Origin of the sequence: Mycolicibacter sinensis (genome assembly GCF_001673565.1) — a bacterium.
Taxonomy (GTDB): domain Bacteria; phylum Actinomycetota; class Actinomycetes; order Mycobacteriales; family Mycobacteriaceae; genus Mycobacterium; species Mycobacterium sinense_C.
In genome coordinates this window covers 1-13739 of sequence record NZ_LZMF01000041.1, presented here as the reverse complement: position 1 = coordinate 13739, position 13739 = coordinate 1, and the positions used below count along the sequence as shown (strand labels likewise).

At 69.1% G+C, this 13739-nt stretch carries 11 protein-coding genes and 1 pseudogene; 10 read left to right on the top strand and 2 right to left on the bottom strand.

What is annotated here, in order from left to right; genetic code table 11:
* Positions 1–74: 74 nt before the first annotated feature.
* From A5648_RS07275 to A5648_RS07260, 4 genes and pseudogenes are all read left to right on the top strand, one after another.
* Positions 75–1358, top strand: a pseudogene (locus tag A5648_RS07275) (DAK2 domain-containing protein); the annotation flags it as partial.
* 2 nt (positions 1359–1360) lie between these two features.
* On the top strand, positions 1361–3589 hold the full coding sequence (gene recG / locus A5648_RS07270; protein WP_065023904.1) for an ATP-dependent DNA helicase RecG: 2229 nt from the start codon (positions 1361–1363) through the stop codon (positions 3587–3589).
* The gene (locus A5648_RS07265) at positions 3586–4299 is read left to right on the top strand and encodes an HNH endonuclease family protein (protein ID WP_065023903.1); all 714 of its coding nucleotides are present in this window, start codon (positions 3586–3588) and stop codon (positions 4297–4299) included. The genes recG and A5648_RS07265 overlap by 4 nt, the downstream gene beginning before the upstream one ends.
* Before the next feature lie 8 nt (positions 4300–4307).
* Positions 4308–4895 (top strand): GNAT family N-acetyltransferase, encoded by a 588-nt coding sequence (locus A5648_RS07260; protein WP_065023902.1) that lies wholly within the window; start codon positions 4308–4310, stop codon positions 4893–4895.
* A gap of 4 nt (positions 4896–4899) precedes the next feature.
* Here A5648_RS07260 and A5648_RS07255 read toward each other — a convergent pair whose 3' ends face one another.
* On the bottom strand, positions 4900–5739 hold the full coding sequence (locus A5648_RS07255; RefSeq protein WP_065023901.1) for an aldo/keto reductase: 840 nt from the start codon (positions 5737–5739) through the stop codon (positions 4900–4902).
* 1 nt (position 5740) lies between these two features.
* Positions 5741–6586 carry an aldo/keto reductase gene (locus A5648_RS07250; protein WP_065023900.1) on the bottom strand — a complete coding sequence of 282 codons (846 nt, stop codon included), beginning with the start codon at positions 6584–6586 and terminating at the stop codon, positions 5741–5743.
* Between A5648_RS07250 and A5648_RS07245 the strand changes: the two genes are divergently transcribed.
* From A5648_RS07245 to coaD, 6 genes are all read left to right on the top strand, one after another.
* On the top strand, positions 6585–7703 hold the full coding sequence (locus tag A5648_RS07245; RefSeq protein WP_065023899.1) for an alpha/beta hydrolase: 1119 nt from the start codon (positions 6585–6587) through the stop codon (positions 7701–7703). The genes A5648_RS07250 and A5648_RS07245 overlap by 2 nt on opposite strands.
* A 65-nt stretch (positions 7704–7768) precedes the next feature.
* Positions 7769–8521, top strand: coding sequence for a DsbA family protein (locus tag A5648_RS07240; protein WP_065023898.1), 753 nt, complete (start codon positions 7769–7771; stop codon positions 8519–8521).
* On the top strand, positions 8518–9129 hold the full coding sequence (locus A5648_RS07235; protein ID WP_065023897.1) for a vitamin K epoxide reductase family protein: 612 nt from the start codon (positions 8518–8520) through the stop codon (positions 9127–9129). The genes A5648_RS07240 and A5648_RS07235 overlap by 4 nt, the downstream gene beginning before the upstream one ends.
* A gap of 10 nt (positions 9130–9139) precedes the next feature.
* Positions 9140–12523 (top strand): pyruvate carboxylase, encoded by a 3384-nt coding sequence (locus A5648_RS07230; protein ID WP_065023896.1) that lies wholly within the window; start codon positions 9140–9142, stop codon positions 12521–12523.
* A complete protein-coding gene (gene rsmD, locus A5648_RS07225) occupies positions 12520–13086 on the top strand; it encodes a 16S rRNA (guanine(966)-N(2))-methyltransferase RsmD (RefSeq protein WP_065023895.1) in 567 nt (188 codons plus the stop codon). Before A5648_RS07230 ends, rsmD begins: the two co-directional genes overlap by 4 nt.
* Before the next feature lie 11 nt (positions 13087–13097).
* Positions 13098–13574, top strand: coding sequence for a pantetheine-phosphate adenylyltransferase (gene coaD / locus A5648_RS07220; RefSeq protein WP_065023894.1), 477 nt, complete (start codon positions 13098–13100; stop codon positions 13572–13574).
* Positions 13575–13739 lie beyond the last annotated feature (165 nt).

The following is a 13739-nucleotide window of genomic DNA, read 5'->3' as shown; positions in this document are numbered from 1 at the left end:
TGCCCGGTGATCGTCGACCGCAGCGCGTCCAGTAGCACCAGCAGGCCACGGCCGCCGGCGTCGACCACGCCGGCCTGCGCCACGGAGTCGAGCTGGTGATCACCTCGATGGGCGGCCGCGAGGTGCCCGGCACCATCGTGTCGGTGCTGCAGGCCGCCGCGGCGGCCGTCGAGCGATGCGTGGCCCAGGGCTTCGGGCTGGGCGCGGCGATCACTGCCGCCACCGATGCCGCGGCCGCCGCACTCGATCAGACCACCGAGCAGCTCGACGTGCTGGCACAGGCCGGCGTGGTCGACGCCGGCGGCCGTGGCCTGCTGGTGCTACTGGACGCGCTGCGGTCGACGATCACCGGGCAGGCGCCGGTCCGGCCGGTCTACCAGCCGTCCCCGCAGCCACGCCCGCCGGACGCGGTCACCGAACAACCGTCGCCGCAGTTCGAGGTGATGTACCTGCTCGGCGAGTGCGCCCCCGAAGACACCGACCCCTTACGTGAGCGGCTCACCCAGCTCGGCGATTCGGTGGCGATCGCGACGTCAGGGGTGGTCGGCGGCTATTCGGTGCACGTGCACACCGACGACGCCGGTGCCGCGGTCGAGGCGGGCCTGGCGTTCGGCCGGCCGCGGCGCATCCAGATCTCGGCGCTGGGCGGGGCGACCGGCCTGCCGCCGGGCAGCTGGGCCCGCGAGCGCGCGGTGCTGGCCGTCGTCGACGGGGAGGGTGCCCAGGAGCTGTTCGCCTCCGAGGGCGCCTGCGTGCTGCGGCCAGACCCGCACAGCGCCGACCCGGCCACGATCGTCACCGCCCAGCAGCTGTTGCGCGCGGTGGTCGACACCGGTGCGGCCCAGGTGATGCTGCTGCCCAACGGCTACGTCGCCGCCGAGGAGCTGGTCGCCGGGTGCACGGCGGCGATCGGCTGGGGCATCGACGTGGTGCCGGTCCCGACCGGGTCGATGGTGCAGGGGCTATCTGCGCTGGCGGTCCACGATCCGGGCCGGCCGGTGGTCGACGACGGCTACACCATGGCGCGGGCGGCGGGCACCACCCGGCACGGTTCGGTGCGGGTCGCCACCGAGCAGGCGCTGACCTGGGCCGGCACCTGCCGGCCCGGGGATGGGCTGGGCATCGCCGGTGACGAGGTACTGATCGTGGCCGGCGACATCGGCGCGGCCGCGATCGGCCTGATCGACCTGCTGCTGGTGGCCGGCGGTGAACTGGTCACGGTGCTGTTCGGGGCCGGTCTCGGCGCCGAGGTCGTCGACGTGCTGGCCGGACATGTACACGATCGGCACCCGGGAATCGAATTGGCGACCTACCTCACCGGGCACCGCGGCGACGCCCTGCTGATCGGGGTCGAGTAGCGATGGCCACACTGGCCGACCGGCTGGATTACCTCGTCGGCTCCGACGCCGCCGGAAAACTCGACGAGGCGTTCGGCATCCGCACCGTCGGCGACCTGCTGCGGCACTACCCGCGCAGCTACGTCGAAGGCACCGGGGTCCGCGGCGCAGCGGACAGCCGCCCGGTCGAAGGTGACCACATCACCATTGTCGACACCATCGGCTCCGCGGAGCTCAAAGACATGCAGCGCCGCAAAGGGAAGTACCTGGCCGTCACCGTCGGCAGTGGCCGCAACCGGGTCAGCGCGACGTTCTTCAACCCCAAAGGCCTGCGCTGGCGGCTGACCCCCGGGACCCGGGTGATGTTGTCCGGGGAGGTCAAGCTTTTCCGCGGTGCGATCCAGCTGACCCACCCCGACTTTTTGGTACTCAAGGAAGCCGACGGCAACGAGCAGGAACGCAACTTCGGCAGCAGTTCACTGCGCAATATCGCCGACGCCTCGCAAAAGGTCAGCGGGCAGGTCAACCAGGCGGATTTCGAGCGCAGCTGCTATCCGATCTATTCCGCGACCGCCAAATTGCAGAGCTGGGACATCTTCAACTGTGTGCGGCAGGTGCTCGCGGTGCTCGATCCGGTTCCCGACCCGCTGCCGGCGGCGGTGCGCACCGAGCGCGGTCTGCTCGGCGAAGACGAAGCGCTGCGCGCGATCCATCTATCGGACAGCGCCGCCGAACGAGACCGTGCCCGCGAGCGACTCGCCGTCGACGAGGCCTTCGGCCTGCAGTGGGCGCTGGCGATGCGCCGGCACGGCGAGCTGTCCGAATCCGGCCCGCCGGCCCCGCGCCGCGACGACGGGCTGGTCGCAGAATTGTTGGGCCGGTTGCCGTTCGAATTGACGGCCGGCCAACGCGAGGTACTTGGCGTGCTCGAAGGTGAGCTGGCCGCCAGCCGTCCGATGAACCGGCTGCTGCAGGGCGAAGTCGGTTCCGGCAAGACGATCGTGGCGCTGCTGGCGATGCTGCAGCTGGTCGATGCCGGCTATCAGTGCGCGCTGCTGGCGCCCACCGAAGTTCTTGCCGCCCAACATGTCCGCTCCATCCGCGACATGCTCGGACCGCTGGCCCTGGCGGGCCAGCTGGGCGGGTCGGATGATGCCACCGCGGTGGTTCTGCTCACCGGTTCGATGTCGGCGGCCGCCAAGAAGCAGGCCCGCGCCGAGATCGCCGCCGGCCGGGCCGGCATCGTCGTCGGCACGCACGCCCTGCTGGTCGACGCGGTCGAGTTCGACAACCTGGGCATGGTGGTCGTCGACGAACAGCACCGCTTCGGCGTCGAGCAGCGGGACCGGTTGCGCGCCAAGGCTCCCGAGGGCATCACTCCGCACCTGCTGGTGATGACCGCGACCCCGATCCCGCGCACGGTGGCGCTCACCGTCTATGGCGATTTGGAGACCTCGACGCTGCGGGAGCTGCCCCGCGGGCGCCAGCCGATCGCCAGCTCGGTGATCTTCGTCAAGGAGAAACCGGCCTGGCTGGAGCGGGCTTTCGAGCGGATCCGCGAGGAGGTTGCGGCCGGCCGGCAGGCCTATGTGGTGGCACCGCGCATCGACGAGGCCGACGAGGGCGCCAAGCCCGGTTCGGACGAGGCGAACGGCCGCACCTCGGCCACCGCCGTGGGACTGTTCGATCAGCTGCGGGCTGGGCCGCTGTCCGGGTTGCGGCTGGGCCTGATGCATGGGCGGCTCACCGCAGACGAGAAGGACGCGGTGATGGCGGCGTTCCGCGCCGGGGCGGTGGATGTGCTGGTGTGCACCACGGTCATCGAAGTCGGCGTCGACGTACCCAACGCCACAGTCATGCTGATCGCCGACGCCGACTGGTTCGGCGTCAGCCAGCTGCACCAGCTGCGCGGCCGGATCGGCCGCGGTGAGCACGCCAGCCTGTGCCTGCTGGTGACCTCAAGCGGCCCGAAATCCAAATCCGGCAAACGTTTGGCGGCCGTCGCCGGCACGCTGGACGGGTTCGCGCTGGCCGACCTGGACCTGCGCGAGCGCGGCGAGGGCGACGTGTTGGGCCGCGACCAGTCCGGCTGGCGTGGCGGGCTGAAGCTGCTGTCGCTGGCCGATCACGCCGAGCTGATCGAAGCCGCCCGCGACTACTGCATCCAGGCCTGGGTTGCCGACCCGTCCGATCCCGGATTGGCCCGGCTGGCAGCGCCTTTCACCGGCATCGACTATCTGGACAAATCATGACCAACCGCAAAACCCTGCTGTGGCTGGCCGTGGTGGCGCTGCTGGCCGTCGTCGTCGCCTTTCAGACCGTGTCGGCGGCCGGAAACCGTAGCCGCGCCCTCGCCGCCCGGTCCGGCATGCCCACCGTGGCGCCGGGCGCCGATGTGCTGGCCGGAATCCCGGTGGTTGCCGCGCGCACCCATCGCTACGACTATCGCCGGTCGGTGTTCGGCGACGCCTGGGACGACGACAACGACGCGCCCGGCGGCCACAACGGCTGCGACACCCGCAACGACATCCTCAACCGGGATCTGGTCGACATCACCCACGTGTCGACCAAACGCTGCGCGCAGGCGGTGGCCACCGGTGTCCTGCACGACCCGTACACCAACGCCGTCGTCGCCTTCACCCGCGGCGCCAAGATCGGTGAGGCGGTGCAGATCGACCACATCGTGCCGCTGGCCTACGCCTGGGACATGGGCGCGTCAGGCTGGCCGTACCGCCAGCGGCTGCGGTTCGCCAACGACCCGGCCAACCTGTTGGCGGTCGCCGGGCAGGGCAACCAGGACAAGGGCGATGCCGGGCCGGGGCAGTGGATGCCGCCGAATAAATCATTCGCCTGTCAGTACGCCGTCGCCTACATTGCCGTCGTGCGGGGCTACGCGCTGCGGCTCGACGAGGCGTCGGCCGGCGTGCTGCGCCGGGCCGCGGCCACCTGCCCGGCCGGATAGGACGTGTGATGACGATCGACCACTGGGCCACCGCGCCCACGCTGCGCGGTGAGCATGTGCTGCTGCGGCCGACCGTGCTCGCCGACGTCACCGGGCTGGCGCGGGCCTACGACGTCGAATCCACCCGGTATTTCCTCTACGGCAGCCAATCCGGTCCACCCACCGAGCAGTCGGTGGCCGAGGCGCTGGCATCGCCACGTCAGGTACTGACCCAGGTCCAGGCCGCCACCGGCGACATCGTCGGGACCACGTCGATCTACGACATGAGCCAGCCGCATCGCCGGGTGACGGTCGGCTACACCTGGCTATCGGCCCGGGCGCGCGGCTCGGCGATCAATTCCGAATCCAAACTGCTGTTGTTGGACCACTGTTTCGGCACCCTGGGCGCGGGCCGGGTGCAGTTCAACGTCGACGATCTCAACGAGCGCTCCCGGCGGGCGGTGCTGGGCATCGGCGCCACCGCGGAGGGCGCACTGCGCCGGCACGCCCGCCGCAGCGACGGTTCATGGCGCACCACGATGGTCTACTCGGTGATCGACGACGAGTGGCCGGCGGTGCGGGCCGGTTTGGTGGAGCGGATCAACCGCCGAGCGTGACGGCTTACAGGCCGGTGTAGGTCAGCGGGTCCTCGCGCACCCGGGTGCCGTCGTTGAGCCCGTTAAGAGTGTCCATGTGCTCGGCGGCCAGCTCGAAGCCGAAGACGTCGAGGTTGCTCGCGATGCGCTCGGGGTTGGCCGATCGCGGGATGACGACGTTGCCCAGCTGCAGGCTCCACCGGATCAGCACCTGGGCGGGGGTCTTGCCGTACTCGCCGGCGATCGCCGTCACCGCCGGGTGGTCGAGGAGGCGGCCCACCGCCAGCGGGCTGTAGGCCTGCGTGACGATGCCCCGCTCGGCGTGGAAGGCCCGCAGCTCGGCCTGGTTGAGCAGGGGGTGCAGCTCGATCTGGTTGACCGCCGGCGTCTCGAAAGCCAGGTCGATCGCGTCGTTGAGGTGCTCCTCGGTGAAGTTGCAGACCCCGATCGACCGGGTCAGCCCCTGCTCCCGGGCCTGGATCAGCCCGCCGAAGCTGTCGACGTACATGCCCAGCGGCGGGGCCGGCCAGTGGATCAGGTACAGGTCCACATAGTCCATCCCGAGTCGCTCCACGCTGGCATGGCAGGCCTCGATGGCTGCGGTGAGCCCCTGGTCGGCGTTGGCCAGCTTGGTGGTGACGAAGAGCTCGTCGCGGGCGATGCCGGACGCGGCGATCGCCCGGCCGACCGCGGCCTCGTTGCCGTACACCTTGGCGGTGTCGATCAACCGGCAGCCCAGCTCGAGAGCGGCCGAGACCGCGCGCTCGGTCTCGGCGTCCGACAGCTCGGCGACCCCGATGCCCAGAGTCGGCATGCTGTGGCCGTCGTTGAGCGCGATGGAGGGGATCGAAGTGCCCGGCGTCATCTCACCTACCTGTGTAATCGAATGTGCGTGGATCGGGTCCCAGTCGCGCGCCGTCGTCGAGCGAGGATATCGCGGTCATCTCGGCGGTGCCGAGTTCGAAGTCGAAGACTTCGGAATTGCTGACGATGCGCTCAGGGTGGACCGATTTCGGAATCACGATATTACCGAGCTGAATGTGCCACCGGATCAGCACCTGCGCCGGTGTCTTGCCATAACGCTGTGCGACCTTGGTGACCGTCGGGTGCTCCAGCAGCGAACCGCGGCCCAGCGGCGCCCACGCTTCGGTGGCGATGCCCAGGCGGGCGTGCACCTCCCGCAGTTCGGCCTGGCTGAACCGGGGGTGCAGCTCGACCTGGTTGACGACGGGCACGATGCCGGTCCCGTCGATGAGCATCTTGAGGTGTTCGGGGGAGAAGTTGCTCACCCCGATCGAACGGATCCGGCCCTGATCCCGCAGATGGGCCAGCGCCCGGAAGCTCTCGACGAATTTGCCGCGCGCCGGAAGCGGCCAGTGGATCAGGTACAGGTCCAGGGTATCCAGACCGAGCCGGTCCATGCTTTTGTCGAACGCGACCAGCGTCGAATCGTATCCCTGGTCGGCGTTCCACAGCTTGGTGACGACGTACAACTCGTCGCGCGGCAGTCCGGATGTCGTCACCGCACGGCCGACCTCGCGCTCATTGCCGTACAGCGCCGCGGTGTCGATGTGGCGGTACCCGGCCGCCAAGGCGGTGCGCACCGCCTGCTCGGTGTCGGCGGGCGAAATCTTGTAAACCCCGAAACCGAGGGAGGGGATGGAATTACCGTCGTTGAGCGTGACCGAGCGCAAGTTACTTCGAACAGTCATGACACGAAGTCTGCCAGGCGCACCCGCCTCCGGGTCGGCGGCGCGGTGGGCCGAACAGCTGCAGAACACCGCCTTCTCCGTGGGTATGAAGGTGACCCCGATGCTGCCGATCGGGGTGCAGCGGCTGATGACCGGTGGACGGTCGGTGACCATCAACGGCAACACCTTGGACCCCACGTTGCGCTTGGCGTTGGCCGGGCTGCGCGCCCTGGGCATCAACGGCCTCGTCGCCGACGACGACGCGGCGGCCTCCCGCGCTCAGCTGCGTGAGCTGACCGCCGGGCTCGGCGGCACCGACATCCAGGGTTGCGATGTCCGCGACATCACCCTGCCCGGCCCGGCCGGTGACATCGCCGCCCGCCACTACCGGCCGGCCGGTTGCCCCGCTAATGCGGCCCACCCGATGCTGGTCTTCTATCACGGCGGCGGATTCGCGATCGGCGACTTGGACACCCACGACGCGATCTGCCGGCTGACGTGTCATGACGCCGAGGTGGTGGTGCTGTCCGTCGACTACCGGCTGGCCCCCGAGCACCCGGCGCCGGCCGCGGTCGACGACGCCTACGCCGCGTTCCGATGGGCCCATGCGCACGCCGCGGAGCTCGGGGGAATACCCGGGTGCGTGGCCGTAGGCGGGGACAGCGCCGGCGGCAACCTGGCCGCCGGGGTAGCGCTGCTGGCCCGCGATGACGGTGGACCGGCGCCGGTCCTGCAGTGGCTGCTCTACCCGGTGACCGACGTGGCGGCCCAGACGACCCGCTCGCGCACGCTCTACGGCGACGGCTACCTGCTGACCAAGCACGACATGGACTGGTTCACCGCCCAGTACGTGGGCCGCTCACCGCTGGACCCGAGCGACCCGCGGGTGTCGCCGTTGCGGGCTGCCGACCTATCCGGGCTGGCGCCGGCACTGATCGCGGTCGCCGGTTTCGACCCGCTGCACGACGAAGGCGAACAGTTCGCCACGGCGCTGCGCGAGGCCGGGGTTGTCGTCGACCTGCGCCGGACGCGGTCGCTGACGCACGGTTTCATCAACCTGTTCCCCCTCGGCGGCGGCAGCGCCACCGCGACCACCGCGTTGATCTCGGCGCTGCGGGCCCACCTCAGCCGCGGCTGAGGCCGCCAGCCCACGCCGGTACGCTGAACCGCAAACCGACCACCGAACACGAGGACCAACCGACTGTGGCCAGCAAACCCAAACGCCCCGGCGCCTCCGGCTTGAAGGCCGCCGATCACAAACGCAACCTCGCCATGCAGATCGGGCTCGTCGCGATCGTGGTGCTCTTCGCGGTGGGACTCATCGGCTACATCGTGGTGTCCAACAGCCACAAGAAGGGCGCCGGCGCCGGCGAGGCGATCCGGGTGACCTCGAGCAAGCTGGTCAAAGACGACAACGACGAGCCGAAGGCCGTGCTGTCGTTCTATGAGGACTTCCTCTGCCCGGCTTGCGGCAACCTCGAGCGCGCGCTGGGGCCCACGGTGTCCCGGCTGATCGACAGCGGGGCGATCGCCGCCGACTACCACATGGTCGCGATCCTGGATCGCGCGCAGAACGACAACTACTCCTCGCGGGCCGGTGCCGCGGCCTACTGTGTCGCCGACGAGAGCATCGACGCCTTCCGCCGGTTCCACACCGCGCTCTACACCGTCGAGTTGCAGCCGTCGGAGATCGGGACCGACTTCCCCGATAACAAGCGCCTGATCGAGCTGGCCCGGCAAGCCGGTGCCGCCGGCAGCGTTCCGGGCTGCATCAACAGCGGGAAATACCTCAAGATGGTGAGTGGCATGGCCCAGGCCGCCGGAATCCACGCCACGCCCACGCTGCGCATCAACGGCGAGGACTACCGTCCCTCGACCCCGGAAGCCCTCGTCGCGAAGATTCGGGAGATCGTCGGTGACGTGCCCGGTATGGACGTCCCGGCCACCCAGTCGTGAGTATCGCGGCTCCGGCGGTCGACCCAGCCGCAACGCCGGCCTCGCAGGCGCCGGCGGCCCCGCGGGCCTGGGCGGTATTGATCGCCGGAGTCATCGGGCTGGCCGCCTCGGTCACCCTGACCGTCGAGAAGATCCGGCTGCTCACCGACGCGTCGTATATCCCGTCGTGCAACCTGAACCCGGTGCTGTCCTGCGGGCCGGTGATGGGCACCCCGCAGGCATCGGTCCTGGGTTTCCCCAACCCGCTGATGGGCATTGTGGCGTTCACCGTGGTGGTGGTCACCGGTGTGCTGGCGGTGACCAAAGTGTCTCTGCCGCGGTGGTATTGGGTTGGTATGGTGGCCGGCACCCTGGTGGGTGCCGGCTTCGTGCACTGGCTGATCTTCCAGAGTCTGTACCGGATCGGCGCGCTGTGCCCGTACTGCATGGTGGTGTGGGCGGTCACGATGGTGCTGCTGGTGATATTCGCGGGAATCGCGTCGGATGAGGATCGCGGAATATCGGGGCTTTTGCACCGGTGGCGGTGGACGTTTGCGGCGTTGTGGTTTATCGCGGTATTTCTGTTGGTATTCCTGCGCTTTCAGGATTACTGGTTGACGCTGACTTAAGGAGTGCCTTGTGATCTCCAAAGTGCTGGTCGCCAACCGCGGAGAGATCGCGATCCGCGCGTTTCGCGCCGCCTATGAGCTCGGGATCGACACGGTGGCGGTCTATGCCTATGAGGACCGTAATTCGGTGCACCGGCTCAAAGCCGACGAGTCCTACCAGATCGGCGAGGCGGGGCATCCGGTGCGCGGCTACCTGTCGGTGGAGGGCATCGTGGCCACCGCCAAGCGGTGCGGCGCCGACGCGGTCTACCCCGGGTATGGCTTCTTATCGGAGAACCCGCGGCTGGCGCAGGCCTGTGCGGATGAGGGCATCACCTTCGTCGGCCCGAGTGCTGCCGTGCTGGCGCTGGCCGGCAACAAGGCACATGCGGTGGCCGCCGCGCGGGAGGCCGGGCTGCCGGTGCTGGCGGCATCGGAGCCGTCGCGCTCGGTAGAGGAATTGGTTTCCGCGGCAGCCGATATGTCGTTTCCGCTGTTCGTCAAGGCGGTCGCGGGCGGCGGTGGCCGCGGGATGCGCCGGGTCGCTGATATCGACGGGCTGGCCGAGGCTATCGAGGCCGCCAGCAGGGAAGCCGAATCCGCGTTCGGCGACGCGACGGTGTATCTGGAGCAGGCGGTGATCAACCCGCGCCACATCGAGGTGCAGATCCTGGCCGACACCCACGGCAACGTCGTGCACCTGTTCGAGCGGGACTGCAGTGTGCAGCGCCGGCATCAGAAGGTCGTGGAGTTGGCGCCCGCACCCAACTTGGATCCGGATTTGCGGGAGAAGATCTGCGCTGATGCCGTCGCGTTCGCGCGGCACATCGGCTACAGCTGTGCGGGAACGGTGGAGTTCCTGCTCGACGAGCGCGGCCACTATGTGTTCATCGAGATGAATCCGCGGATTCAGGTGGAGCACACGGTGACCGAGGAGATCACCGATGTGGATCTGGTGTCGGCCCAGTTGCGGGTCGCCGCCGGGGAGTCCCTGGAGGATTTGGGCCTGCGCCAAGACGACATCGTTTTGCATGGCGCGGCGTTGCAGTGCCGGATCACCACCGAGGATCCGGCCAACGGTTTTCGTCCCGACACCGGCCGGATCACCGCCTACCGCAGCCCCGGCGGTGCTGGTATCCGGTTGGACGGCGGCACCAACTTGGGTGCGGAGGTCAGCCCGCACTTCGACTCGATGCTGGTCAAATTGACCTGCCGGGGCCGGGATTTCCCCACCGCGGTGAACCGGGCGCGCCGGGCCATCGCCGAGTTCCGCATCCGGGGCGTGTCGACGAACATCCCGTTTTTGCAGGCGGTGCTCGATGATCCCGACTTCCGGGCCGGGCGCGTCACCACGTCGTTCATCGATGAGCGCCCGCAACTGCTGACCTCGCACGCCTCAGCGGACCGGGGCACCAAGATCTTGACCTATTTGGCCGATGTCACCGTCAACCAGCCCCACGGTGCGCGCCCGTCGGCGGTGTACCCGCGCGACAAGCTGCCTGAGATCGACCTGTCGGCGGCGCCGCCGCCGGGTTCCAAACAGCGGCTGATGACGTTGGGGCCCGAGGGATTTGCCCGCTGGCTGCGGGAATCGCCGGCTGTTGCGGTTACCGAGACGACGTTTCGCGATGCGCACCAGTCGCTGCTGGCCACCCGGCTGCGCACCAAGGGCCTGCTCAACGTGGCCCCCTACATCGCCCGCACCACCCCGCAGCTGTTGTCGATGGAGTGCTGGGGCGGGGCCACTTACGATGTGGCGCTGCGCTTTTTGAAGGAGGACCCCTGGGAGCGGCTGGCGGTGCTGCGTGAGTCGCTGCCCAACATCTGCCTGCAGATGCTGCTTCGGGGCCGCAACACCGTCGGCTACACCCCCTATCCGGAATCGGTGTGCTCGGCGTTCGTGGCGGAGGCGACCGCTACCGGTATCGATATCTTCCGGATCTTCGATGCGCTCAACAACGTCGACTCGATGCGCCCGGCGATCGACGCGGTGCGCGAAACCGGTTCTGCGGTGGCTGAAGTCGCCATGTGCTACACCGGTGATCTCACAAATCCCGCCGAGAACCTCTACACCCTGGACTACTACCTGAAGCTGGCCGAGCAGATCGTCGACGCGGGCGCGCACGTGCTGGCGATCAAGGACATGGCCGGGCTGCTGCGGCCCGCGGCGGCCACCACGCTCGTCGGTGCGTTGCGCAGCCGCTTCGAGCTGCCGATCCACGTCCACACCCACGACACCCCCGGTGGGCAGCTGGCCACCTACGAGGCGGCCTGGCACGCCGGTGCCGACGCCGTCGACGGGGCGGCCGCACCGCTGGCTGGAACCACCAGCCAGCCCGCGCTGAGCTCGATCGTGGCCGCCGCTGCCAACACCGACTTCGACACCGGCCTATCCTTGCCGGCGGTGTGCGACCTGGAGCCCTACTGGGAAGGGGTCCGAAAGGTCTACGCGCCGTTCGAATCCGGTCTGGCCGGGCCCACGGGTCGGGTCTATCGCCACGAGATCCCCGGCGGTCAGCTGTCCAATCTGCACCAACAGGCCAAGGCGCTGGGGCTGGCCGACCGGTTCGAAGACATCGAAGCCAACTACGCCGGAGCCGATGCGGTGCTGGGCCGGCTGATCAAGGTCACCCCGAGCTCGAAGGTGGTCGGCGACCTGGCGCTGGCTCTGGTCGGCGCCGGGATCACCGCCGAGGAGTTCGCCGCCGACCCCGCACGGGTGGACATTCCCGATTCGGTGATCGGCTTTTTGCGCGGCGAACTGGGCGAGCCCGCCGGCGGATGGCCCGAACCGCTGCGCACCAAGGCCTTGGCGGGCCGCGAACCGGCGCGCGAAGTCCAGCAGCTGTCCGCCGACGACGAGGCCGCGCTGGCCCTGACCGGACCCAAGCGCCAAGCCACCTTGAACCGGCTGCTGTTTCCCGGCCCCACCAAGGAATTCGAGGAACACCGCGAGCTCTACGGCGATACCTCACAGCTCTCAGCCAACCAGTACTTCTACGGATTGCGACAAGGCGAGGAGCACCGGGTCCGCCTGGAGCGCGGCGTGGAACTGCTGATCGGGCTAGAAGCCATCTCCGAACCCGACGAACGCGGTATGCGCACGGTGATGTGCATCATCAACGGCCAACTGCGGCCGATCGAGGTGCGTGACCGCAGTGTGGCCAGCCAGGCACCGGTGGCCGAAAAAGCCGACCGCACCAAGCCCGGCCACGTTGCGGCGCCGTTTGCCGGCGTCGTCACCATCGGCGTCTCAGAGGGCGATCAGGTCAGCGCGGGACAGACCGTCGCCACCATCGAGGCGATGAAGATGGAGGCCGCCATCACCGCACCGGCACAGGGAACCGTGGCCCGGGTGGCCGTCGCCGAGACCGCCCAGGTCGAAGGCGGCGACCTGCTGGTGGTGCTGAACTGACCCGCATCGTCGGCGGCACCGCGGGCGGACGGCGCATCCTCGTGCCGCCGCGCGGCACCCGACCGACCACCGACCGGGTACGCGAGGCACTGTTCAACGTGCTCGACGCCCGGTTGGACCTGACCGAGATGGCAGTGCTGGACCTGTACGCCGGGTCGGGGGCGCTGGGACTGGAGGCACTGTCGCGGGGTGCGGCCACGGCGCTGTTCGTCGAATCGGACCGTCGCGCCGCCGAGGTGCTGGCCGCCAACATCGCCGCGCTGGGTTTGTCCGGTGCGACGCTGCGGCGCGGCACGGTGGCCTCGGTGCTGACCGCCGGCACTGATCGGCCGGTGGATCTGGTGCTGGCTGATCCGCCCTACGAGATCGGCGCCGCCGACATCGACGCGCTTCCGGAGCTGTTGGCCGCCGGCGGCTGGGCCGGGCCGGGCACCGTGGTGGTGATCGAGCGGGCGGCCTCGAGCCCTGCGATGCGGTGGCCGGACGGCTGGGAGGTGTGGCCGGATCGCCGCTACGGCGACACCCGGCTGGAGCTGGCCGAATGGTCCGGCCAGGACTGCTAGCGTCTTGAGCCATGAGCGGTGCGTTGTGCCCGGGTTCGTTCGACCCGGTGACGCTGGGACACGTCGACATCCTGGAGCGCGCGGCCGCGCAGTTCGATGAGGTGGTGGCCGCGGTGCTGATCAACCCGGCCAAGAAGGGCATGTTCAGCCTGGAGGAGCGCCTCGAGATGATCACCGAAGCCACCGCGCACCTGCCCAATGTGCGCGCGGAGTCGGGCCGGGGCCTGGTGGTCGACTTCGTCCGCGAGCGGGGGCTGACCGCGATCGTCAAGGGCCTGCGCACCGGAACCGACTTCGAGTACGAGCTGCAGATGGCCCAGATGAACAAGCACATCGCCGGGGTGGACACATTTTTCGTGGCGACCACCCCGCGGTATTCGTTCGTGTCGTCGTCGCTGGCCAAGGAGGTGGCGTCGATGGGCGGCGACGTCTCCGATCTGCTGCCCGAGCCGGTGAACCGGCGGCTGGCGGAGAAGCTGGGCGCGTAACCGCCGCGTTCGGCGAACGAAACTCGTTATCTGACAACTCTTTTGAGTTGCGATTCGGTGCCGTGGTAGTGGGCTGCTCAGTTGGTGGTCGGTGGTGGTTGGGGTTGGAAGGGTTGGTACCACCACCATTGGGCGCGTTCGCCGGTGGGTCCGGGGCATGGTGGT